This window comes from Clostridium sp. LS3 (assembly GCF_055330225.1).
This window is the reverse complement of the sequence record NZ_CM143921.1, coordinates 1,392,479-1,416,128: the sequence shown is the minus strand read 5'-3', so window position 1 is coordinate 1,416,128 and position 23,650 is coordinate 1,392,479. Positions and strand designations below refer to the sequence as shown.

The 23,650-nt window shown below is 26.7% G+C and carries 21 protein-coding genes and 1 riboswitch; of the genes, 3 read left to right on the top strand and 18 right to left on the bottom strand.

All coding sequences use genetic code 11. The features are described from left to right. Positions 1–91 precede the first annotated feature (91 nt). From ACZJV1_RS06510 to ACZJV1_RS06470, 9 genes are all read right to left on the bottom strand, one after another. The gene (locus ACZJV1_RS06510; RefSeq protein ID WP_411170420.1) at positions 92–1,417 is read right to left on the bottom strand and encodes an APC family permease; all 1,326 of its coding nucleotides are present in this window, start codon (positions 1,415–1,417) and stop codon (positions 92–94) included. Positions 1,418–1,488: 71 nt separating this feature from the next. Next, positions 1,489–1,661, bottom strand: a riboswitch (Lysine riboswitch). Positions 1,662–1,723: 62 nt separating this feature from the next. Continuing rightward, positions 1,724–4,159 (bottom strand): heavy metal translocating P-type ATPase, encoded by a 2,436-nt coding sequence (locus ACZJV1_RS06505; protein ID WP_463651804.1) that lies wholly within the window; start codon positions 4,157–4,159, stop codon positions 1,724–1,726. Between the two features lie 135 nt (positions 4,160–4,294). Beyond that, the gene (locus ACZJV1_RS06500; protein ID WP_463651803.1) at positions 4,295–5,086 is read right to left on the bottom strand and encodes an ABC transporter permease; all 792 of its coding nucleotides are present in this window, start codon (positions 5,084–5,086) and stop codon (positions 4,295–4,297) included. Between the two features lies 1 nt (position 5,087). After that, positions 5,088–5,906 (bottom strand): ABC transporter permease, encoded by an 819-nt coding sequence (locus ACZJV1_RS06495; RefSeq protein WP_463651802.1) that lies wholly within the window; start codon positions 5,904–5,906, stop codon positions 5,088–5,090. Positions 5,907–5,909: 3 nt separating this feature from the next. Next, positions 5,910–6,911 carry an ABC transporter ATP-binding protein gene (locus ACZJV1_RS06490; protein WP_463651801.1) on the bottom strand — a complete coding sequence of 334 codons (1,002 nt, stop codon included), beginning with the start codon at positions 6,909–6,911 and terminating at the stop codon, positions 5,910–5,912. A 221-nt stretch (positions 6,912–7,132) separates the two neighbouring features. Continuing rightward, the gene (locus ACZJV1_RS06485) at positions 7,133–8,008 is read right to left on the bottom strand and encodes a hypothetical protein (RefSeq protein WP_463651800.1); all 876 of its coding nucleotides are present in this window, start codon (positions 8,006–8,008) and stop codon (positions 7,133–7,135) included. Positions 8,009–8,367: 359 nt separating this feature from the next. Then, positions 8,368–9,048: a response regulator gene (locus ACZJV1_RS06480; protein WP_460287903.1), complete on the bottom strand. Its 681-nt coding sequence runs from the start codon at positions 9,046–9,048 to the stop codon at positions 8,368–8,370. Then, positions 9,041–10,210 carry a sensor histidine kinase gene (locus ACZJV1_RS06475; RefSeq protein WP_463651799.1) on the bottom strand — a complete coding sequence of 390 codons (1,170 nt, stop codon included), beginning with the start codon at positions 10,208–10,210 and terminating at the stop codon, positions 9,041–9,043. The genes ACZJV1_RS06480 and ACZJV1_RS06475 overlap by 8 nt, the downstream gene beginning before the upstream one ends. 139 nt (positions 10,211–10,349) lie before the next feature. Next, positions 10,350–11,156, bottom strand: a complete 807-nt coding sequence (locus tag ACZJV1_RS06470) for a cation diffusion facilitator family transporter (protein ID WP_411170413.1) — start codon at positions 11,154–11,156, stop codon at positions 10,350–10,352. 485 nt (positions 11,157–11,641) lie between these two features. On the opposite strand from ACZJV1_RS06470, the gene ACZJV1_RS06465 reads away from it, so the two are divergent. After that, positions 11,642–12,952, top strand: a complete 1,311-nt coding sequence (locus ACZJV1_RS06465) for a VanW family protein (RefSeq protein WP_460287906.1) — start codon at positions 11,642–11,644, stop codon at positions 12,950–12,952. 66 nt (positions 12,953–13,018) lie between these two features. Here ACZJV1_RS06465 and ACZJV1_RS06460 read toward each other — a convergent pair whose 3' ends face one another. The 5 genes from ACZJV1_RS06460 to ACZJV1_RS06440 form a co-directional block, all read right to left on the bottom strand. Beyond that, the gene (locus ACZJV1_RS06460) at positions 13,019–14,227 is read right to left on the bottom strand and encodes a BaiN/RdsA family NAD(P)/FAD-dependent oxidoreductase (protein WP_463651798.1); all 1,209 of its coding nucleotides are present in this window, start codon (positions 14,225–14,227) and stop codon (positions 13,019–13,021) included. Between the two features lie 112 nt (positions 14,228–14,339). After that, entirely contained in the window at positions 14,340–15,995 is a 1,656-nt protein-coding gene (locus ACZJV1_RS06455) for a hypothetical protein (RefSeq protein WP_463651797.1), read from the bottom strand. A 3-nt stretch (positions 15,996–15,998) separates the two neighbouring features. Beyond that, positions 15,999–16,781: an ABC transporter ATP-binding protein gene (locus ACZJV1_RS06450; RefSeq protein WP_460287910.1), complete on the bottom strand. Its 783-nt coding sequence runs from the start codon at positions 16,779–16,781 to the stop codon at positions 15,999–16,001. 71 nt (positions 16,782–16,852) lie between these two features. Then, on the bottom strand, positions 16,853–17,827 hold the full coding sequence (locus ACZJV1_RS06445; protein ID WP_460287911.1) for an aromatic acid exporter family protein: 975 nt from the start codon (positions 17,825–17,827) through the stop codon (positions 16,853–16,855). 24 nt (positions 17,828–17,851) lie between these two features. Beyond that, positions 17,852–18,727 (bottom strand): radical SAM/SPASM domain-containing protein, encoded by an 876-nt coding sequence (locus tag ACZJV1_RS06440; RefSeq protein WP_460287913.1) that lies wholly within the window; start codon positions 18,725–18,727, stop codon positions 17,852–17,854. Positions 18,728–18,889: 162 nt separating this feature from the next. Between ACZJV1_RS06440 and ACZJV1_RS06435 the strand changes: the two genes are divergently transcribed. Further along, complete coding sequence (locus ACZJV1_RS06435) at positions 18,890–19,411, top strand: J domain-containing protein (protein ID WP_411170406.1); 522 nt, start codon at positions 18,890–18,892, stop codon at positions 19,409–19,411. Positions 19,412–19,474: 63 nt separating this feature from the next. On the opposite strand, the gene ACZJV1_RS06430 is transcribed toward ACZJV1_RS06435, so the two are convergent. The 3 genes from ACZJV1_RS06430 to ACZJV1_RS06420 form a co-directional block, all read right to left on the bottom strand. Then, positions 19,475–20,584, bottom strand: a complete 1,110-nt coding sequence (locus ACZJV1_RS06430; protein WP_460287915.1) for a M20/M25/M40 family metallo-hydrolase — start codon at positions 20,582–20,584, stop codon at positions 19,475–19,477. Positions 20,585–20,990: 406 nt separating this feature from the next. Next, positions 20,991–21,404, bottom strand: a complete 414-nt coding sequence (locus ACZJV1_RS06425) for a hypothetical protein (protein WP_460287917.1) — start codon at positions 21,402–21,404, stop codon at positions 20,991–20,993. Positions 21,405–21,572: 168 nt separating this feature from the next. After that, the gene (locus ACZJV1_RS06420; RefSeq protein ID WP_460287919.1) at positions 21,573–21,911 is read right to left on the bottom strand and encodes a hypothetical protein; all 339 of its coding nucleotides are present in this window, start codon (positions 21,909–21,911) and stop codon (positions 21,573–21,575) included. A gap of 158 nt (positions 21,912–22,069) precedes the next feature. On the opposite strand from ACZJV1_RS06420, the gene ACZJV1_RS06415 reads away from it, so the two are divergent. Continuing rightward, a complete protein-coding gene (locus tag ACZJV1_RS06415) occupies positions 22,070–22,492 on the top strand; it encodes a hypothetical protein (protein ID WP_460287921.1) in 423 nt (140 codons plus the stop codon). Positions 22,493–22,563: 71 nt separating this feature from the next. Here ACZJV1_RS06415 and ACZJV1_RS06410 read toward each other — a convergent pair whose 3' ends face one another. Further along, positions 22,564–23,466, bottom strand: coding sequence for an aldo/keto reductase (locus ACZJV1_RS06410; protein WP_460287922.1), 903 nt, complete (start codon positions 23,464–23,466; stop codon positions 22,564–22,566). Positions 23,467–23,650 lie beyond the last annotated feature (184 nt).

The following is a 23,650-nucleotide window of genomic DNA, read 5'->3' as shown; positions in this document are numbered from 1 at the left end:
ACATTTATTTTTTTTTACATTAGTAAAATTTTTTAATTCAAAATAAAAACCCTTCTAAAATTTTAGAGGGTTTTTTTCTAATATTTATAATTTAGTTTAAATTGCTTTTATTCTTATGGTAATTATATATATAAAATGGCACTCCTAATAACATAAGTATAAATCCCCACATTACAATTTCTGCTCCTGAACCATATATTGTCCATAATGTATATATAAATGCTAGTAATGGAATTATTCCTTTTTTAATGAAAATTTGTAAATTAAACTCACTTGACTCTCTAAACATAATCATCATTTCTGCTGCTGCAGTTAATAAATATATTGGCAAAAATGCTAGCGTTGCTAATATAGTTATAAATGTAAATGCTGAAACCATACTTTTTTGGTAATTCATTATTAAAAGTATATTAACTAATATGGATCCAATTATTAAAGCATTAGCTGGAGTTGAATATTTAGGATGTAATTTCCCAAAACATTTAGGAAATACACCATCTTCTCCTGCTGCATAAGCAACTCGTGCAGTTGATAATAACCACCCAATAGTTGTTCCTAAAATACATATAACTACTGAAATTGCTAATGGCTTTCCAATTGATGTTCCTAAAATTTTAGTTAATATATCAGTAAGCGGTGCAGAACTTGAAGCTAATTCTTTGTTAGACATTACCCCCATACTAGCAACACTTATTAATATGTATATTACTGCTGATATTAGCATTCCATAAATAGTGCTTTTCTTAACATTTTTTTCTGGATTACTAATTTCTCCTGCAGTTACTGTGGCACTTTCTAAACCTACAAATGCCCATAAAGTTGATGTTGCCGCAAGAGGTATTGAATTTACTCCCTTTCCTTCTGGCATTAAAGGCAATAAATTGGAACTATCAAAATTTAAAAATGCTATGACTATAAACAATGCGAAAAATACAATTTTAAATACAGTTACAAATGATTGAACCTTTCCAGCTTTTTTTACTCCAACAATGTTTATAAATGTAAATATCCATAAGATAGAACTTGTATAAATTATTGATATTAGTGGATTATTTAGTGCTGGAATTATAGCTGCACTATAACTTGCCAATGCTACTATTATAGCTGCATTTCCTATCCATGAACCATTCCAATAAAGCCAAGCGCTTAAAAATCCTGCAAATTCTCCAAAAGCTTCTTTTGTGTATTGATAAGCTCCTCCAGTAGATGGATACTTTGAACCTAAATTAGCAAAGGATATAGCTATTAAAATAGATCCTATAGTTGTTATTACCCATGCAATAATAGTTGCCATTGGACCTGATAATTCTGCTAATGTAGCAGGTAACATAAAAACTCCTGAGCCTATCATATTTCCACAAACAAGCATTGTAGCCATAAATAAAGTGATTTCTTTTTTCATATGTTTCTTTTCCATTTTTTTCTCCTAAAAAAAGTAAGCTCAAAGATTATTCTTTGAGCTTATATTTATTGCAAACTTTAGACAATAATAAAGATAGCTCTCCACAAAAATATTGTGGCAGTTTTGTATATATTTTATACAATCCCAGTATATAACCTTTAAGCTAAGCTATATACTTCGGCAATAACCCCTTTCATATTAAATCATAGTGCTTACCTCATTAATATTACTTTTAGCTATTGCAGCCTCTACCAATAAAATATTAAATTTCCTTCTTAATTCTATCAAAATTTATATATATGTCAAGGAAATATCAAATATTTATACATTTGCCTTAAACTTTCTAAGCCTTAAGGCATTTAATAATACTGATATTGAGCTTAAACTCATTGCTCCTGCTGCTATCATAGGATTTAATAATGGTCCACCAAACACATGAAGAATTCCCATTGCTACTGGTATTCCTAGTACATTATAAGCAAATGCCCAAAATAAATTTTGCTTTATATTATTAATAGTTGCTTTACTTAATTGAATAGCTTTTATAACATCTATTAAATCACTCTTCATTAAAACTATATCTGCTGACTCTATTGCCACATCTGTACCTGATCCTATTGCAATTCCTACATCTGCTTGAACTAATGCTGGGGCATCATTTATACCATCTCCCACCATAGCGACCTTCTTATTTTCGCCTTGTAACTTTTTAACTTCATTTGCTTTATCTTCTGGTAGTACTTCTGCTAAAACTATATCTATTCCAACTTCTTTTGCAATTGCTTTAGCTGTTTTTTCATTATCACCAGTAATCATAGCCACTTTTATTCCCATACTATGAATTGCTTTTATTGCCTTTTTACTATTTTCTTTCACAGTATCAGCTACTGCTACAATTCCTTGGATTTTATTTTCTACTGCTAAGAACATAGGTGTTTTACCTTCTTCTGCTAACTTATTTGATTTCTCTTCTAAATCTTCTAAGTTTATTCCCCTATCCTTCATTAACTTTTTATTTCCTAAAAGAATATTTTCATTTTCTATTTTAACTTCTATTCCATGTCCTGGTATTGCCTTAAAACCATTTATTCCTTTTAGTTTGAGACCTTTATCTTCAGCTTCTTTAACTATTGCCTCACCTAATGGATGCTCTGATCCTTTTTCAGCACTAGCTGCTAAAATTAAAATTTCTTTTTCACTTATATCCTTTGTTATTATATTAGTTACTTTAGGCTTTCCTTCTGTTATAGTTCCTGTCTTATCAAATACAATAGTCTCAACTTTATATGCAGTTTCTAACGCTTCTCCACCTTTTATAAGAACTCCATTTTCAGCTCCCTTGCCTGTTCCTACCATTATTGCAGTAGGTGTTGCTAATCCAAGTGCACATGGACAAGCAATAACTAATACTGATATGAATATAGTTAGTGAAAATACTGCTGACTCTCCTGATATATACCATCCTAATGCAGCTATAATGGCTAATATAATTACAGTTGGTACAAAATATGCTGATATTACGTCTGCAAGTTTTGCAATTGGCGCTTTTGTTCCTTGAGCATCTTCAACTAATTTAATTATTTGTGCAAGAGCAGTATCATCCCCTACCTTAGTAGCCTTATATTTAATAAATCCTGTTTTATTTATACTTGCTCCAATAACTTTGCTTCCTATACTCTTTTCCACCGGAATACTTTCACCTGTAAGCATAGACTCATCTATTGATGTATTTCCTTCTATAACCTCTCCATCAACAGGTAACTTTTCACCTGGTTTTACTAATACAACGTCTCCTACTATTACTTCTTCAATAGGAACAGTAATTTCATTACCACTTCTAATAATGTTTGCAGTTTTAGGCGCTAATCCCATAAGTTTCTTAATTGCCTCAGATGTTTTTCCTTTTGATACAGCTTCTAAATATTTTCCTAAAGTTATTAATGCAAGTATTACTGCTGCTGATTCAAAATATAAATGCATTGCATAATCATGATCACCTAGATTTATTTTATATATAGCAAATAATCCATAAATCACTGCTGCTGAGGTTCCTATTGATATTAATGAATCCATGTTAGGACTCAGTTTAAATAAGTTTTTAAATCCTATTAAATAGAATTTATATCCTACTATCATAACTGGTATAGTTAATAATAATTGCGTTATTGCAAAATTTAAAGGATTCATCATAGGATCTATAATTTTCGGCAAATGCATTCCTACCATGTGTCCCATTGATATTATTAGTAATGGAACTGTAAATACTAAGGATAATACAAATCTATACCAGAGCTTTTTATAATCTGGAATTTTATTTGAGGAACTCTCCTTTTTCTCTTCTATAATTAATTTATATCCCGCTTTTTCTACTATGCTTTTTATATCTTTGATAGATATTTTATTTTCATCAAAGCTTATATTAAGCTTTTCAGTAGCAAAATTCACAGATGAACCTAATACACCATCAGCTTTTTTAGTAACTCTTTCCACTCTATTTGCACAAGCTGAACAAGTCATTCCCTCCACTTTAAAACTATAGCTCTTAGTCTTCTTTTCTACACTATATCCAGCTTTTTCAACTGCTTTCTCAATGTCCGAGCTATTTAACTTTTCATTGTCATATTTAATACTTAAAGTTTCTGTAGCGAAATTCACACTTGCACTATCTACTCCTTCAAGCTTGTTCATTACTCTTTCGACTCTGCTTGCACAAGCAGTACATGTCATACCTGATATTTTAACTTTTTCTTCTTTCATATTAAACCCTCCTTTTTACCCCTCCCCAGGGGTGTGGTATAGCTTTATTATACTCTTTTCATTTATAATGTCAATAATAATTCTCAATATAAATAAAATAGACATATGTATACATTGTACACATATGTCTATTATTTAACTTCCCGCACTCTCATATACGCTAATACCTTTTAGCCATATTTTATATGATACTATTATAGATATTAAACTTACTAAAAACGGTAAAAGTACACCACTTAACATATTCCCTTTCCCAATGAAATATGCTCCCGGATAATAACCTGTAAATGCAAATGGAATAAGAAATGTTAATATAAATTTTATAGCAGCCGGATAAATACTTATAGGATATTTAGCAAATGTACTTATCTGATATGTCATAAACATATATGACTGTGAGAATTTTACCCAAAATGCTATTGATGCTGTTGCAAGCTTTATAGATGTATATATTAATGTTGCACATATAACTACAAAAATAAACTCTACTATCTTAATAGGTGAATAGATAATATTTAAATTTAATGATGCTGTTATTAATAAAATTAAACCAATTATAACTTCTCCAAATCCATCTGGTTGAAAACTTTCAGATATAACTTGAAATAATGGATTTATAGGTCTTAATAAATATTTATCAAATTCACCTTTAACTATAGTTTTCCAACTAAATATCCATAGATAATCAGTAAAAATATGATCTATACCTCTTGGTATTTGAGCAAATCCATATATAAATAATATTTCATAAAAGCTCCATCCATCTAATGTAGGTATAACGTTAAAAATTAACTTTATAAATATAACTCCAGCAAATTGAACAAATATAAATCCTATAAGCCCTAATATAAAATCAAGTCGATATTCCATTAAAGTTTTTATATATTGTTTAAGAAATTTTACATATAATTTTATATATCTATTCATTTTACCCTCCTAATATAGTTAATTCTTTTATTAAAGCTTTCCACATTAATCTAGCTATAATCATAAGTATTAAAACCCATAAAAATTGAATAGACATAGCTTTAATAATTTCAATATTAGTTAACTTTCCTATATATATCATACTAGGAGTATATATCATAGAACTAAAAGGAAGAAAATTAAATACACCTTGTATCCAATTAGGAAAAAATACTATAGGTATTAATGAACCCGATAATAATTGTGATATAGCATTCATAATTTGAGCTAATCCCCACATATTTGTTACTTTAAAAGATAATAATCCAAAAATATAGCTATAATAAAAATTAATCATAAACCCATTAATAATACTTATAAAATATAAAACTATATTTATAATTGAAAAACTACCTCCATAAGCTATTTGTAATATAGTTACTATTATAAAGCCTATTAAAAATACAACTATGAAGCTATACATTAGATTTCCTAGGGATTCAAAAAACATTCTTTTTTTATAATTTATGGGTCTAATTAAATTTATGGCTATAGACCCATCTTTAACTTCCCTACTTATTGAATGACTTATATCTGAACTAGTTACTACAGTTGTTATAAATGATATAAGCACATATATTATCATTTCATTTAAACTAAATCCTTTTATAATTAAAGTTTCTGAATTCCTATATATTGCTTTCCACAAATAATATGTAACAAACAACATAATAAGCTCACCTAAGAAAAATATAATTGCATTTGCTCTATAAGATAAATTTTTTTGAAATGTATTTTTTGTAAAGGTTAAATATGATTTTATGTCAAAAATAGACTTCAATATTTACACCTCTTTTCTATATATCTTTTTTATTATATCTTCAATGCTTGTCTCAACAATAGAAAAGTCCAATACATTAAATTTATTTATAATTTTAGAAATTATTTCTGCTTGAGTGATAACGTTTCTATTGAATCTTATTATAATTTTGTTATCTTGAGATTCCATATTTAAATTATCGTCACTTATATTTAATTCATTATTAATATTAAACTCATTATAACCATTCAAATTCTTCACTTGAACTTCAATAGTTGTTATATATCCATAATTATCTTTTATTTCTTTTAAACTACCATCGTATATCTTGATGCCATTATCTATTATTATAATTCTATTACATAATTCTTCTATATCATTTAAATCATGAGTTGTTAATATAATTGTAGTTTCGTATTTTTTATTTATTTCTTTTATTGCACTTCTAACCTTTTCCTTAACAACTACATCTAGTCCTATAGTAGGCTCATCTAAATATATTATTTTAGGGTTATGTAATAATGCTGCAGCTAAATCTGCTCTCATTCTTTGTCCAAGAGACAATGTTCTAACAGGACTCAGTATGAAGTCATTTATATCTAAAACCTCACTCAAAAATTCCATTCTTTCCATATAATCGTTATCATTTACTTCATATATATCCTTTAGTAGAGAAAACGTTTCCGAAAGTGGTAGATCCCACCATAATTGAGTTCTTTGTCCAAACACAACACCTATATTCTTTGCGTTCTTTTCTCTATCTTCATATGGAATCAATCCATTTATGGAAATGTTTCCAGAAGTAGGCGTCAAAATTCCTGTCATCATTTTTATAGTAGTCGACTTTCCTGCGCCATTTGCACCTATATATCCTACAATTTCTCCATCATTTATTTCAAAACTAATATTATCAACTGCTTTCTTGATTACATATTCTCTTGAAAAAAAAGATTTGATTGCTCCTTTAAATCCAGGATACTTCTTGTTACTTCTAAATTCCTTAGTTAAACCTTCGACTTTTATCATATTTTCACCAACTTTCAAACCACAATTAAATATTTCCAATTAATTCTACAGTCCACTAACTATATAGTCAATAAAATATACTTTTAAAATACTTTTATTTAAAATATTTGTATTTTAATACAATATATAGTCAATTAAATTGTTTTATTTTATAAAATTTACTATTAAAATTTAATTTTTATAACTAAAAAGCCACCTAAAATTAGGTGACTTTGAATTTATTATTTAACAGAATCTAAGACATCTTTTACAGCTTTTACATAAGTTCCAACTTTAATTGATACTCCTGACACTGCATCAGTATTTCCTTCATCATTAGTTAACTTAACCTTTGAAAGATCGAAGTTATTTTCAATCATGAACTTTTCTAATAATTCCATTTGTTCATGCCATTTCTTTGCTTCGCCTTCCTTTATTACATATTTTCCTTCTTCTGAAGCTTTTCTCTTCATTGTTCCATCTTCTTGCTTAACATCAATATTTACTCCTACTGGTTTTCCATGATTAAATACAACTTTTGTAACCACAATATCCTTTTTCTTTCCAGTTGAATCATAAGGTGTCTCTGCAATTTTAGCTCCAGTATATCCTGTTTCTAGTTCTTTTCCTGACTTAACTGAATCTACAACTTCTTTAATAGCATTTAAGTATGAACCAACTTTAATTGATACTCCTGATACTGCATCAGTATTTCCTTGATCATTAGTTAGTTTAACTTTAGATGTATCTACTTTGTTTTCATTAAGGAAGGCTTCTAACAACTCCATTTGTTCTCCCCAGTTCTTAGCTTCACCTTTCTTCATTACATATTTTCCTTCTTTAGCTGCTGCCTTTTTCATTGATCCATCTTCTTGACGAACATCAACTAAAACCTTTACAGCCTCCCCATCTTTAAACTCCACTTCTGTCACTATAACGTCACCTTTTTTACCAGTTGAATCGTATAAAGTTTCATAAGTTTTAGTTCCAGTAAACTTTTCACTTTTCTCTGTTGATGTAGCATTTTTACTATTTGAATTAGAAGCTTCTTTACTCCCACATCCAACTAGTAATGCTGTTGATAATAGACATACAGCTATAATTTTTTTTGATATCATAAAATCTCTCCCCCTAAAATGAACTTTACAAGACAATTTTATAATGACTTTGTATTTTTTTCAACAATATTGTTAAATTATTATCTTATATATATCTCAATTTCATTTATTTATATAATATAAATTATTAATTTATTTATATTATAGGTTATTAAAAGTATTAATATTAAAAATATTAATACTTTATTATTAAATAACTATATTTCACCAATTATAATTGTATATTCTATAAAATAACATATTACATTCTTACCCCATTGTAAACGTATGTATAAATTTAATAATCATCTTTTTTCAACGCTTATTTCTCTATTTTTCAATAAATATATATTAGTTTTATACTTATATCTTTACAAAAATTACTTTAATTTATTATTATAAAAAACCTCTATATCATTTCTAATTGCATATATAGTAGCTTGTACTCTATCTTCAACTTCTATTTTTTTAAATATACTTGTAATATAATTTTTAACTGTTTTCTCTGATAAGAATAGCTTTTCAGCAATTTCCTTATTCTTTAACCCCTGTGATACCTCATATAATATGCTTAACTCTCTATTAGTCAATAATTCTAAAGCTTCCACTTCTTTATGGTTATCTCTTATATTACTTTTAATATCTAAAAATATAGCTTTAATCAGAGATTTATCAATATATTTTTCTCCTAAATACACACTTCTTATTGCAGTTACAATTTCACTTCCAGCTGACTCCTTTAATATATATGCATCTGCTCCTACGTCTATTGCTTTCATTATAGTTTTTTTATCATTTTCAACTGTTAGCATAACAACTTTTATATCTTTATAATGTTCTTTTAGAGTTTTTAATGTATCTAACCCATTCTTTATTGGCATATTTATATCTAATAATATTACATCAGGCTGTTTATCATCTACTGCTAATAGTAATTCTTCTCCGTTTCTATATTGTCCTAATATTATTAAATCATCTTCAAAGCTTATTATTCTAGTCAATCCTTCTCTAATTAAATCATGATCATCAACTATTATAACCTTTATCTTATTATTAACCATTTTCTTGTACCTTTCTACTTATTGGAAGTCTTATTTTATATGTTGTGCCATTTCCATAAGATGATTTTATTTCTATTTTCCCTCTTAACTGTTTAACTCTTTCAAATATGCCAATTAATCCATAGCAATTACCTTTTTGTTTTACTCTTAATAAAGTTTCTTTGACATTAAACCCAACTCCATCATCTTGAATGTAAATACATATGCAATCTTTTATATAATTAATTCTTAATTCTACAAACTTAGCTTTAGAATGTTTTTTCATATTATTAAATATTTCTTGAATAATTCTATATGTAGCAACTTGTATTATTTTTTCTACTTTATACTCACCTTCATCAACAAGTGCTTTTATTATTATATTATTTTCTGATGATATGATATTTACCATTTCCTTTATAGCTTCATATAATCCTAATTCCTCTAAGGACAATGGTCTTAAATCATATATTATTCCTCTTACTTCTTTTAAAGCCATTCTAACATTTGATTTTAAATCATCTAACTCCCTTATTCCTTTATCTAAATCCTTTTTTACAACAACTTTACAAAAATCTACTCTCATCATAGCATTTGCTATATATTGTGCAGGACCATCATGTATTTCCCTAGCAATTCTTCTTCTTTCTAATTCCTGATTTTCTAAAATCTTTATTCCTGTTATCATTTGAAACTTTTCATCTTTATCATTTAAAATATTTAAAACATTTCCTTCTAGATATCCTAATGCTATATTTATTTGATTCACTGCACCTTCAGCTTCTTGTATACTTAAACTATAATTTTTCAATGTTCTCTCTAGCGAATCTCTTTTCTGAACTAGTTCTTTCTCTTCATTTTGCTTAGTTACATACTTTACTCTTATATCTAATGCTTCTTCATATATTTCTTTAAAAAAATTATTATCTGACTCTGATAATTTTTTAGACTCCTCAACTAATTTATTTCTCATAGATCTATCTATTTTCTCTAAATAATCTACTTCATCAATAACTACAGACAGTCTATTTTTAACTTCTATAAGCTGATTTTTTTTCACTTCTAATTCATCTCTCATTTTATCAGCTATATGAAAAATTTTACTCTTACTTGAGTCTATTTCTTCAATTACATCATGAATTACATCTTTTACATTATTTGTGAAATTAATTTCTTTTTCCATAATACCACCAGTCATATTTTAATAGTTAAATAATTAAATACTATTTTAAAATAACATAAATCCGTAAAATAGTAAAATATGTATAGTATTTTATAACATATAAAAAAATACTACCCTAGATTAACTCTAGGATAGTATTTTATATAGCCCACTTTTTATTTTTAGTAAATGAGACATTCATCCATTTTTTTAAATCAAAATGATTTGTATTATTATCTATTATTTCTCTAACCTTGTCCATATCTTCTACTGATCTTATCTTTGAATCCTTAGATACTATAAAATCAATTTCTATTCTAAGCTCTCTACCTACTTTAGCAACTCTAGCTATAGAATCCTCTAAGTTATACTCTTCTTCAATTTCTTTTACTAATGTATTTATATCATAATTGATTTCATCATCAACCTTAAAATTAGTTACTTCTCTAAATGCTTCTAATATAGAAGTTATAGGCATTCTTAAAAATATTGTAGAACTTAAAATAACCATTCCTGGATCCACATAATTTGCTAAATTTGCTAACCCAATAGATTTTAAAAGTATTGAAACTAAAAATCCTACTAATACTCCTACACTTAACATAGCATCCATAAACCACTGATTACTTTCAACTTTAACTATCTCAGATTTTAGATTTTTTGATTCCTCCCTCATATATAAATAGACTGCAGTACATCCAATAGATGAAATCAATGCATATCCTAATGCGAATCCTGCTTCAACATCATTTCCTCCATTTAAAACTTCCCTTATAGAAGAAATCATGTTTATAGAACAAGTTATTAAAAGTACTAATGACTTAATAATTACTAATATAGGTTCTAATGTAGCCTTTCCAAAAGGATAATTTTTAAAATCGTTTTTGTTTATAAAATTAGTAGTAATAATTGCAAATAATGCTAAAATTAAACTTATAAATGAGTACAGTCCATCAAAAGTTATCATTTCTGAGTGTATAGCTCATCCCCATGTAATACCTAAGGCAGCGAAGAACAATCCACCTACTGCTGAAAACCTAAGAATTCTGTTTTCCGCCTTCATAATATCACTCCTTTATACAAAAATATTCTAATAAAATTTTATTCTTTTACACTTATTTTCTCAACTCATTAAAATGTTATATAACTTCTATTAATATGACTATTCTCACTTTTATATTCTTATAAGAAAAGCATAAAAGTACATTTTATGTATTATATCTATACAAGGCAATACTCTAACTTACTATAAAGTGCTTATATTAATTTTTTACATTATTGTACTTATATTTATATATTTTTTATATTTCTTAAAACTTGCGATTTTTAATAATATAAAATGTATATTTATATAGTAATTTTTTTCCATAAGTTCTTGAAATTATTAACGCTTAGGGGTAAACTATATATGTCAATTGAATGACAAAGTAATTTTATAGAAAGTTGGTATTTATGAGTAATAATAATCTTAATCCCCAAACACCAGAGGAAGTGGTGAAAATTAATGAAAAAAGTATAATTCCAATTTTGAAATCTTGGAAGTTTATACTTGCCTTATTTCTAATCCTAATTTCCGTTTTAGGTTATTGGTTAGTTAAAAATATCAATTTGGTTAATAGTTATTCTGATAAGGTATATCCTGGTGCTTATATACTAAATAAAGATCTAGCTGGATTAGATAGTAGTGATTTACACACTACCCTTTTATCTTTAGTTGATGATATAAGTAATAAAAAAATTAGTGTTCAAGCTAATGGAAAAAACTTTGATATCTTATATAAAGATTTAGAAGCTACAATTAATTATGAAAAGCTTGAAAGTGAAATTTTAAGCTTTGGAAAAAATGATGGTTTTTTCAAGAAAGTAAATTTAATAAAAAGACCTGAAAATAGGGAGTATGAATTTGAAGTTCTTTTTAATGATGAAAATTTAAATTCATTCGTTACAAATATCTCTACTAATGTAGATACTAGCCCTACTAATGCTTCTATAAATATTTCTGGTAATTCTATAAATATATCAAATGATTCTACTGGACTTAAATTAAATTCAACAGAATTATTAGAAAATATAAAATCTAAAATAAAGGATATGAAAGCACCAAATGTGGTAGAGGTTGTTGGAAATGTAGAAGTTGTTGAAGCTAATATTAAAGCTGATGCATTAGGCACTGTAAATAATAAGATCTCATCATTTTCCACAAGCTATCCTGCGGGTCCAAGTGGTACAAACCTTCAATTAGCTGCAACAAATATAGATAATACAATAGTTATGCCTGGTGAAACTTTTTCAACCGAGAAAGCAATTGGACCAACTACTATTGAAAATGGATTTGTAGCTGCTAATACCTACGTTGGTGGTCAAGTAGTTCCAGGAATAGGTGGCGGTGTTTGCCAAGTTGCCTCAACACTTTACAATACAATGTTAAGAGCCGGAATACTACCTACAGAAAGACTTAATCATATGATGAGAGTTTCATATGTTCCTATAGGACTAGATGCAACTTTAGCTGATAACCTTATTGATTTAAAATTTACAAATAATTTTGATTTTCCTGTTGTAGTAAACTCTTATGCAGGAAATGGGAATTTAACCATTGAATTTTGGTCAAATGATACTGTTAAAAACGGAATAACTTATGAACCAGTATCAATACCTTTAGGTCCATTAAGTGCAGACGCTTATCTCCGTGGATATAATTCAAATGGTGAATTAGTTATTGATCAGTACTTAGATAGAAGTACCTATCAACCATTTCAATAATTAAATTTAACTAATTAATAAAAAAAGATAATTTGCATTTATTTAGCAAATTATCTTTTTTTATTTTTATTCTCCTAGCATTCCTGCTAAATATCCAGTTGAAAAAGCCATTTGAAGATTATATCCACCAGTTTCAGCGTCTATATCAATAACTTCTCCAGCAAAAAATAATTTTTTTATTTTCTTTGATTCCATAGTAGAGGAATTTATTTCTTTTACACTAACTCCCCCACTAGTAACCATAGCTGCTTTAATTGTAATTGTATCTTCTGCAGTTAAAGGCATTTCCTTTATATATTCTATTAATTTTAATTCTTCTTCCTTTTTTAACTCTGCAATTTTAACTTCACTTAAATTCAGAATATTTAATATTTCTTTTATAAAATTTTGAGGTAAGTAGACTTTTAAATTATTTAATAAACTTTTATTTGAGTTAGATCTAATTATTTTAGATAATTCATCTTTAGATATTTCAGGTAAAAAATCTAATTTTATTTCTACTTCTTTTTCTTTTAAAATTTTATTTATGTAAGAGGAAAACTTTAAAACTCCAGGACCTGATATACCAAAATGAGCAAATATCATATCTCCTTGACGTTGAATTTTTTTCTTTTTTATAGTAGTACTTATAATTACTTCTTTCATTGATATTCCTTGAAGATTCTTAATAAATCCTTCTTTTATAACGAGAGGAATTAATGCTGGGTATAATGGATTTATAGTATGCCCGTGATTTTGTAATATATCATACATGCTACCATCAGACCCTGTAGTAGGATAACTTTTTCCTCCTGTTGTTACTATAACACTATCTGAGTATATTCTTTTTCCTTCTTCTGTTACTATTCCTTTAATAGACTCATCTTCCACTATTAAATCATTAACCTTTGTATTGTATAAAACTTTTACATCATTCTTCATAAGATCTCTCTTAAATATTTCTATAACTTCATCAGCCTTATCGCTTTTTGTAAATACTTTTTGATCATATTCCACTTTATATTCTAAATTATTATTTGAAAAATACTCAAGTAAATTAGTATTTGAAAAAGTATAAAATGCACTATATAAAAATTTCTTATTTGTTACTATTTTATCGAAAAACTCTTCTATATCTCTATTATTAGTTATATTACATCTTCCACCACCAGTAAGCTTTAACTTTTTACCTATCTCATTATTTCTTTCAATTAAAGTAACCTCATTGTTTTTTGAAGCTGATAATGCTGCCATTATACCAGAAGGTCCTGCTCCAACAACTATAACCTTTGCCATAACCTATCTCCTTAAAATAATCTCATTTAATCTTTGAACTATATTATATACTAAAAATAAATTAAATAAAATAAAATCACTTAAACTTCTAATTTAAGTGATTTTAAACCTTTTATTTCTCTATTAACTTTTTCTTTGATACATTAAATACATTTTTCCATAATAAAATATCTATTCCTAATAATACTACTGCATAAATATATAGCCAAGCTCCAGCAAAAGTTGCTCCTAAATGTCCCACTATTACTATAAGTATAAAAACTAAAGAAAATAGAAGTGAAATAATACTATCACCATTATTAGTTCCCTCAAACTTTTCTGAAAAAGGATATGATTTACTACTAACAGAAAAATTTAATATTATAATTAACACTAAAGATAAGAATGCCACTATTAAATGTTTTATTACAGAAAAAGAAAATAACATAGTAAATATTATTGATAAAACTATATATGGAGGTATAATTAATTTAAAAATTGTACCTTTAATTACCCCTTTATATATTGAAGATACCTTATTAATTGGAGCTACTTTGTATATCCATGCTCCATTATACCTTTCAGAATATCTAAGCATTATAAGTATATTAGGTATCATTAAAGCAAAAGCATATATAGTAAAAAACGATTTAGAATTCATTAGTTGCTCTCTCATATGGCTAAAACTTACTCTCTCAAGTCCTATCATCATAAATATAAAAGGAAATAAAACTCCCATAGCCATGCTAGGATATACCTTAAGCTTAAATTCACGCTCTGAATCTATTATACCTATTGAGAAGTTAAAAAAAGCTCTTTCTATATTATCTCTACATATAAAATTACTAAGCTTTAAGGAAAGCTTGTCCTTCTTTCTCTTTTTTTCACTGTTATTATTTAACTTTTGTAAATACTTTTCAAAGGTTGGTGTTAATTTCATATAAAGTAATATAGATGCTATTGGTATAACTAAAGCTAATACAGACATTGTTATTAAATGTATGTCTACTACTCCCCCATCTATTATTGCTAATGGAGCTGCAAACCACATAGGAGCAATAAAATAATGCCATCCTTTCATTTTATATGCAACTTTATCTATAGAAACAAATTGGAATATCCTAGGCACAATCTGATATCCTATTATCATAAATACACTTAAAGCTATTTGCACAAAATTTATCATATCTTTTAGTTTTTCTCCATCAAAAAACTTTAAAACTAAAAGGTATGCTAAAGCAGTTATCATTATCATAAATACATCTATAAGTACTATTTCCAGTAAAAATATTAAGAAAAATCCTATTCCATATTTAAAAGCTGCTAATAAAGAAAATCCAGTTAATGCTAAGGTTAAAGAAATTATATATATACAAACATGAGTGATTTTAGCTGCATTTATAGTTTTATTATTGACCCCTTTTGTAGCAATTATATTTTTATCCCTTACATCTAATATTACATAAGAAAAATCAGATATAAATATAGTAAGTATCATAAACATAATAGCTGCAAAATACATTGACATTTGGTACATTATATTTATTTTAAAAATCATTATAGATGCAAAAAATAACCCAATAAAAGCATATAATAGTAAGGACTTGTAAAACTCATTAGAATCCTTTTTCTTCTTTTTAACTTCATTATTAAAAACTGTTGCCTTTCTTCTTCCATCCATAGTAAGCTTAGTAGAAAGTATAAGCTTCATCATATCATAGTCAACACCAGCTTTATCATATATCCATTTTAATCTATCTAATATCTTAAATACTTTAAAATCTCTCATACTTTATACCTCGTTAACTATAGATATAAAGTTTTCTGCTAATTCTTTATATTGATGGAATCCTGTAAGTTCATTAAATATACTTTCAAGAGAGCTTTCTTTATAATTATTTTTTAGTTCTTCAAAATTACCATCTGCTATTATTTCACCATTATTAATTAAAATAATTCTATCGCTTATTTTCTCTACTACTTCCATTATGTGAGAAGAATAAAATACAGTTTTTCCATCCTTTGCAAGGTGAGCTAATATCTCTTTAATAATCATTACACTATTGGCATCTAATCCGCTTAATGGTTCATCTAAAAATAATATTTCTGGGTTATGAAGTAGACTTGATATAAGTATAAGTTTTTGCTTCATACCTTTAGAATAAGATGAAATTCTTTTCTCGTAAGCATCCAATATTCCAAGTATATTCATTAATTCTTTAGCTTTATTATCTGCTTTATTATAGTCTATTCCATATAATTGAGCTATAAATGTAAGATATTCCCTTCCTGTTAAACTATCATATATTTCAGGAACCTCTGGTACATAACCTATTTTCTTTTTATAACTACCATCACCTATAGAAACTTCTTCACCAAAAACTTTTATTTCTCCCGTGTATCCTGTAACTAATCCCATAATTAATTTTACAGTAGTACTTTTTCCAGCACCATTTGGTCCTATATATCCTATTATGCTTCCTTTATTAACCTGAAGATTTATTCCCTTTAAGACTTCTTTATCTCCAAAGCTCTTTTTTAAATTTATTAATTCTAAAACATTGTTATTACACATATTATCATCCCCTTTAAATAATTTTACATTATTAATTATAATTTGTAAGATTTTTACTAAGGATCATTTTATTACTTTTTTTCATTTGATAAATCATAATTTAATACAAAGTTTCTCTTTATATTTAATAAGTCTTCCATATCATTTAAAAACTGAAGAAGCTGTGCCCTATTTTCAAATTCTTCTCTTGTTTTTGGAAGAGACATTTTTTTAAAATCATTTTTTAGTATATTTAATTCTTCTAATAGCTCTTTACAATCATTTGTCTCTTTAATTTGATCTGCTACGTTTTTAGTAAACTTAGATATCATGTGAGTCTGTTCAAAAGACATATAAAAACGCTCAAAATGCAGTCTCATTTTCTTTATAATATCGAATTGATTTTTCCTCATATTTATATAATCAGTGTAATAGGAATCAATTTTATAAAAATTATTATTTGCTATTTTATAAGCTCTTTCATTACTTTCTTTTAATCTTTTTTCTAAATCTCTCATTAAATTTTCCTCATCTATATCTACTGTATGAGTCAATAATGATTTAGACATTTTTGATAAAATCATTCTATATCCTTTTTCTATATACTCCTTATCTTCATTAAATTTAAGATGAAGGGATGGCATAAAAATATTAGCTATTGATGCTACTCCAATTCCAATTATCATTATCAATAATTCATTTATTATCCAATATTGATTTATTGAACTTGCTATTAGTAAATGAGTTGATAATACTACAGCAGGAACCATTCCCTCGGAAATATTAAAATTTGAAGTAAAAGGTATAAAAATTAAAAGAAACAATCCAAAAGTCAAAGGATTTTGACCTATAAATCCATATATTAAAACTGATAATACAATAGCTACTAAGCAGGCAATCAATCTATTTTTTCCTACTATTAATGCCTTTTTTCTAGTATCTTGTACACTTAAAATTGCTATAACTGCTGCAACTGCTGCAAACTGTAAATCTAATAAATTTGCTAATAATAATGATACAGTTGCAGCTATAGACATTTTTACTGCTAAATTATAAATATATTTCATCTATACCCTCTCTTTTAATATTAATTATTTAAATTTTCTTTTTGCGTAGCCACACCTTTTACATAAGTCTTCAACTGCACGTCTCCTAGAAAAGCCATCATATATATTTCTTGCTCTTTCTGACTTTAATATATCTTCTAAGCTTTCAGTAAATATATTTCCTAATGGTATTTTTCCTTCACTATCTAAACAGCATGGTACTACTGTTCCATCTAATAAAATACCCATTTGATCTCTAAGTCCATGGCAAAACACTTCTTCACTTAAAAGTGAAAGATTAATATCCGGCCAACTAAATTTCTCTGCCATATTTAAATATACTCTTTCTTTTAACTTAAAACTTTTTTTCTCAATTAAAGCTTCACTTAAACTAAAATCAAGAGATAACTTCTCTTCTATTAATCTTAATATATTTAAATTTAAATCATTATTAGCCTTTAAATCCTCTGTATCTATATTCCAAAGTCTTAAAGCACATATAACTTCACTTTTTCTATTAGCCTCATTAATAAAATTCAGTACATTATTTATATACTCATAAAAATCTATATTGTTATCATTAGCTTCAAAGCTATGCAATGATAAATTTACTTGTCTTAATGCTTTACTAGATATTAATATATCCTTTACCTCATTTATTAAAGTTCCATTAGTTGTTATATTCACTTTTAAATTAGCTTCTTCTGCAATTAAAAGAAAATCCCTTAAGTTTTTATTTAAAAAAGGTTCTCCCATTAAATGAAGGTAAATATGATTAGTGTATCCCTTAACTTTATCCATAATTTTTTTAAAATCTTCTTTGCTCATAAATCCTAATTTTCTGCTAGTTTTAGGACAAAAGTTACAACTCAGATTACAAATATTAGTTGTTTCTATATATATTTTCTTAAATCTTGTCATCTGTTATCTCCTCTTTGATTATATTTATAAAATTAATTTATCACATTCTTGTCTTCTTTCCAAATATATTTAAATTTTATGACGAAATTAAATTGTAACATAATTAATTAAATAACTATATATTTATAATAAGTATATAACTATGAAGGATGTGAAACTATTTTGGATCCATATAAAGTTTTAGGGATTACTCCAGACTCTTCTAAAGATGAAATTAAGCAAGCTTATAAAAATATATTAGATGAATATAACCCTAATAATTCAGATTTTAACTCTCGCCCCCTTGCGGAAGAAGTAATTTCCGAAGCTAATATAGCCTATGATGTTTTAGTAAACGGTGCTATATATAAAGAAATTAGAAATCTTATAGATAATAATAATATTTCTTTAGCTGAAAGTAAATTAAACCTTCTAGACTTAAAAGACTCTGCTGAATGGAATTATCTCCAGGGATTTGTTTACTTTAAAAAAGGATGGTTCGACAGTGGAGTTCAACATATTGTAACGGCAAATGAACTTGATCCAAATAATGATGAATATGCCAGGACTTTAAACACTTTAAAAGCTCGTGCTAATGAAATAATAAATTATTATAAAAAGACTAACACTCAACCTCAACCTCAAAATAATATGAATGCTTGTGGTGGAGGCAACATGGGTGGTGGAAGTGGAGGAATGTGTTAGTTAAAATTAGCAATAATATAAGGAACAGTAAATAAGATTATATACTGTCCCTTATTATTTTTATTATTTATTTTTAACTAATTCTAATATTAATTTTGATAGTTTTTCTAGATCATCTATTATCATATGCTCTTCTAATGTATGTGGTTTTCTCTCTCCACTAGAAAGGTTAACTGCTTTTATACCATTTCCATTAAGTATATTAGTATCGCTTCCCCCTCCTGATGATGCTGTTTTCCCCTCTATTCCAATAGCTTTCATAGCCCTTTTAGCTTTATTTACTATTTCATCATTTTCATCTATCACAAATTGCCCAAATACTCTATTTACTTCTATTTCAGCTTTACCACCAAATTTTTCAGCATATTTTTTAAATGTTTCTACCATATGAGTCGTTTGATTTTCTAAAGAATTTATATCTGTACTTCTTGTTTCTGCTTCAATAATAACTTCTGGACAAACTATATTAGTAGCAACTCCTCCACTAATTTTACCTATATTTGCAGTAGTATTTTCATTTATTCTAAGTAACTTCATATTAGAAATAGCTTCTGCTGCTATTTGTATTGCACTAATTCCTGACTCTGGAGAAACTCCTGCATGAGCTGGCTTTCCTATAATTTTTACTAAAAGCTTATCTTGAGCTGGCCCCTTTACTATAATAGTTCCAATATCTCCACTTGAATCAAAAATATAAGCTTTTTTAGATTTTATCTTAGAATAATCTAAATTCTTAGCTCCATATATTCCTGCTTCCTCTGCAATTGTAAATACAACCTCTATATCTGTATGCTGGATTTCTTCTTCCTTTATAGCTGTTAAGGCTTCTATAATAGATGCCACTCCACCTTTATTATCTCCACCTAAAATCGTTGTTCCATCTGAATAAACTATTCCATCTTTTATTACTGGTTTTATTCCTTTTCCAGGTGTTACTGTGTCCATATGCCCGCAAAGCATTATAGTTTCCCCTTCAATATTGCCTTTTAACCTTGCTATTATATTTCCTGTATTTGAACCTACTATTTTACCTGCATTATCAAATTCCACTTCAAAGTCTAATTTTTCTAAATCTCTTTTTAATCTTTTTGCAAATTCACCTTCATTATAGCTTTCAGAATCAATTTGAATATACTGTAAGAATCTTTCAAGAACTCTTTCCTTATTTATCATATGTCTTCCTCCTAAAACAATTTAGTATATAATATATTTTACCAAAATATTAGATAGTTAACAGCTTTTTTAGTTTTTAATATTTAATAGACTTAAATCTTAACTTAATAAATAATTAATTTAATAAAACTCTATTTATAATTTATTATATTTTCTCTAAATTTCTTGTATAATTGCTTGAACTTAATAATATTAATAAATATATAATTATTTAGGAGAATATTATGGGTAAATCAAATCAAAACAAGAAAGCTAATGCAAAAGATAAAAAGAATGATAAGAAAGACTCATCAAAAAAAAACTCAAAAAAGAAAAAATAAGTATTAACAGTTATAATATTCTTTATCAAAGCTCTGATTTAAAAATAAAAAATCACCATATATTTTAACTATGGTGATTTCTTATTTTATTCTAATTGAGTTAATAACCTTCTCATTACATCTTTTAGCTTTCCTTCGCCAGTATCTTCATGAGTTACTGCAATTACTAGCTTTATATCATTATCTGATGGATCCCATTTATAAGCCTTCATATCCATTATTGCTTCCTCTGGTAAAATATCTTCCATATCAGTAGCTAACTCTTCAGATAAACTTATGTATTCTTCAAAAAGTTCATCTTCATTTAAACCTTCTATACTATAATCATCTTCTATAATTCCATTTAATGTATCTATATCTATACTTAAGTTAAAAGCTATTGTGTCTTCCCTTTTAGTTCCCTTACTCATATCTTTAATAATCTTAAATTCTGTATTATTCTCAATTTCATTTTTTACTTCTTCTGTATCAACTACTTTTCTTCCAAATGCAACGTACATAATTTCGCCTCCTTATTAATAAATATTTACATCTTTTTTAAAGTTATACCTTAAAGTTTTTTGTTGATTTCTTAATCAACTCCTTTAGCTTTTTTAATTCTTTTAGATACTTTTTATGCTCTAATTAGGAAAAGCTTAAATAAACCTTATATGTACTTTAATCTTAACTTACTTTTTTATCTTTATAGTACTCATTACATCACTAAATAAATTGTTATAGAAATTATCAAATCCATCATCATCCAGATTAATTTCTTCATTATCGCTTATATAAAACTTGTCCATAGTGGATACAATTAAATCAAATTTTTTCAAATCATTTTCTTCTAATAATATATTGAACAAGTATGCTAAATGATTTTGCATATATTTTTGCATTTCTTTAATATCTTTATCTTCTAACTTTCCTTCATCATATAACTTTTTAACAGGCCCATTTCTAAAGATAAAATAAGCTGATGCTTTTGTTATTTTAATTATATAATCTTTTGGTATTCTATCCTTCATTTTCTCACCTCAAAACTTATTGCTCATGTATATTTAACTATATTTAATAGTAAAAAACAACCCTACTATGTTAACAAACTGTTATAACTATCATATGAATTGATGAAAGTCATTCTTTGTATTATAATATATTTAATATATTTTACAGAGGTGTTAACATGAGATTTTTTCAGGGTATATATGGAATAGATTTATTATCATTAATGTTATTACTTTTAAGTTCTATACTTAATATATCTCATTATACAAGAATTATAGGATATGCAATATTTATAATTGTTATATTTAGAACATTTTCTAGGGATATCTATAAAAGACAACGTGAGCTTAATTCATTTGTTAGATTTATAAATAAGCCTTTATCAAAATTTGGATTTACTATTCCAAGCAATATTCCTCCTATTGATTTAAGATATTTTTCTTTTGCACTTACAATTCTAAAAAATAAAATAAATGAAAAGAAAAATTATAAAATAACAAAATGTCCAAGCTGTGGTCAAAAGTTAAGACTCCCTAGAAAAAAAGGGAAAATAGTAGTAACTTGTAAAAGATGTTACAATAAATTCGATTTTAGAACTTAGAATCATTAGATGCTAAAATAGCAGGATAGAAATCTAATATAAATAGATCTCTATCCTGTTTTAATTATATCTTAAGGAATATCTATCCCTCTTCCTGCTACATATATCTCAAACCATTGGTCTCTTGTAAGATTTATTTCCGTTGCTCTAATAGCTGATTTAATTCTATCTATGTTTCCAGAACCAACTATTGGCATAATCTTACTTGGATGCATTAGTATCCATGCATATACAACTTCATCAATATCCTTCGCTTCGACTTCCTCTTTTATCTTATTTAAAACTTTTCTAACTCTAACTGAAGCTTCATCTTCCCCCTTAAATATTCTTCCTCCAGCTAAAGGTGACCAAGCCATTGGGTTAACTCTTTTTTCAAGCATTAAATCAAGTGTTCCATTTTCAAAATGCTCTAAATTTAAAGGAGATACTTCTATTTGGTTAGTCACTAGCGTATTCTCTAAATATGAATTTAACATATTAAACTGTGCTGGTAAAAAGTTAGATACACCAAAGTTTCTTACTTTACCTTCACGCTTTAATTTTGTAAATGCTTCTGCTACTTCTTCAGGATTTAATAGTGCATCTACTCTATGAATTAATAAAATATCTAAATAATCTGTTTTAAAATTTTTTAAGGATCTTTCAGCTGACTTTATTATATGTTCTTTGCTTGTATCATAACAATGAGATTTATTCTCTGGTCTATTTACTGAAGGAAACTTAATTCCACACTTAGTTACTATTTGTAACTTTTCTCTTAGTCCATTTTTTAAATTTAATGCCTCTCCAAATTTTTCTTCACAGCAAAAATTACCATAAATATCAGCATGATCTATTGTTGTTATACCTAATTCGTAAACTTCTTCAACTAATTTTAATAGCTCTTCATTACTTAATTTCCAATCAATTAATCTCCAATGTCCATGAACTATTCTAGACATTTCTAAATTATCACTTAACTTAACTTTTTCCACTTATATTCACCCTTTTAATTTCATTTATCACAAATATATATTTAACATTTTCATATATAATTTACTATTAAATTATATCATAGCTTTTTAAAACTTTATTAATAATTAAAATATTAATAATGGTCAAAATTCCCTTAATATATTGCTTTAATATTGTACACAATAAATTTAAGTAATATTTTAA

Excerpts from the sequence above, each read along its gene's own strand:
- ACZJV1_RS06510 (WP_411170420.1), bottom strand. The coding sequence starts at position 1,417 with ATGGAAAAGAAACATATGAAAAAAGAAATCACTTTATTTATGGCTACA.
- ACZJV1_RS06505 (WP_463651804.1), bottom strand. The coding sequence starts at position 4,159 with ATGAAAGAAGAAAAAGTTAAAATATCAGGTATGACATGTACTGCTTGT.
- ACZJV1_RS06500 (WP_463651803.1), bottom strand. The coding sequence starts at position 5,086 with ATGAATAGATATATAAAATTATATGTAAAATTTCTTAAACAATATATA.
- ACZJV1_RS06490 (WP_463651801.1), bottom strand. The coding sequence starts at position 6,911 with ATGATAAAAGTCGAAGGTTTAACTAAGGAATTTAGAAGTAACAAGAAG.
- ACZJV1_RS06485 (WP_463651800.1), bottom strand. The coding sequence starts at position 8,008 with ATGATATCAAAAAAAATTATAGCTGTATGTCTATTATCAACAGCATTA.
- ACZJV1_RS06480 (WP_460287903.1), bottom strand. The coding sequence starts at position 9,048 with ATGGTTAATAATAAGATAAAGGTTATAATAGTTGATGATCATGATTTA.
- ACZJV1_RS06475 (WP_463651799.1), bottom strand. The coding sequence starts at position 10,210 with ATGGAAAAAGAAATTAATTTCACAAATAATGTAAAAGATGTAATTCAT.
- ACZJV1_RS06470 (WP_411170413.1), bottom strand. The coding sequence starts at position 11,156 with ATGATAACTTTTGATGGACTGTACTCATTTATAAGTTTAATTTTAGCA.
- ACZJV1_RS06465 (WP_460287906.1), top strand. The coding sequence starts at position 11,642 with ATGAGTAATAATAATCTTAATCCCCAAACACCAGAGGAAGTGGTGAAA.
- ACZJV1_RS06460 (WP_463651798.1), bottom strand. The coding sequence starts at position 14,227 with ATGGCAAAGGTTATAGTTGTTGGAGCAGGACCTTCTGGTATAATGGCA.
- ACZJV1_RS06455 (WP_463651797.1), bottom strand. The coding sequence starts at position 15,995 with ATGAGAGATTTTAAAGTATTTAAGATATTAGATAGATTAAAATGGATA.
- ACZJV1_RS06450 (WP_460287910.1), bottom strand. The coding sequence starts at position 16,781 with ATGTGTAATAACAATGTTTTAGAATTAATAAATTTAAAAAAGAGCTTT.
- ACZJV1_RS06445 (WP_460287911.1), bottom strand. The coding sequence starts at position 17,827 with ATGAAATATATTTATAATTTAGCAGTAAAAATGTCTATAGCTGCAACT.
- ACZJV1_RS06440 (WP_460287913.1), bottom strand. The coding sequence starts at position 18,727 with ATGACAAGATTTAAGAAAATATATATAGAAACAACTAATATTTGTAAT.
- ACZJV1_RS06430 (WP_460287915.1), bottom strand. The coding sequence starts at position 20,584 with ATGATAAATAAGGAAAGAGTTCTTGAAAGATTCTTACAGTATATTCAA.
- ACZJV1_RS06425 (WP_460287917.1), bottom strand. The coding sequence starts at position 21,404 with ATGTACGTTGCATTTGGAAGAAAAGTAGTTGATACAGAAGAAGTAAAA.
- ACZJV1_RS06420 (WP_460287919.1), bottom strand. The coding sequence starts at position 21,911 with ATGAAGGATAGAATACCAAAAGATTATATAATTAAAATAACAAAAGCA.
- ACZJV1_RS06415 (WP_460287921.1), top strand. The coding sequence starts at position 22,070 with ATGAGATTTTTTCAGGGTATATATGGAATAGATTTATTATCATTAATG.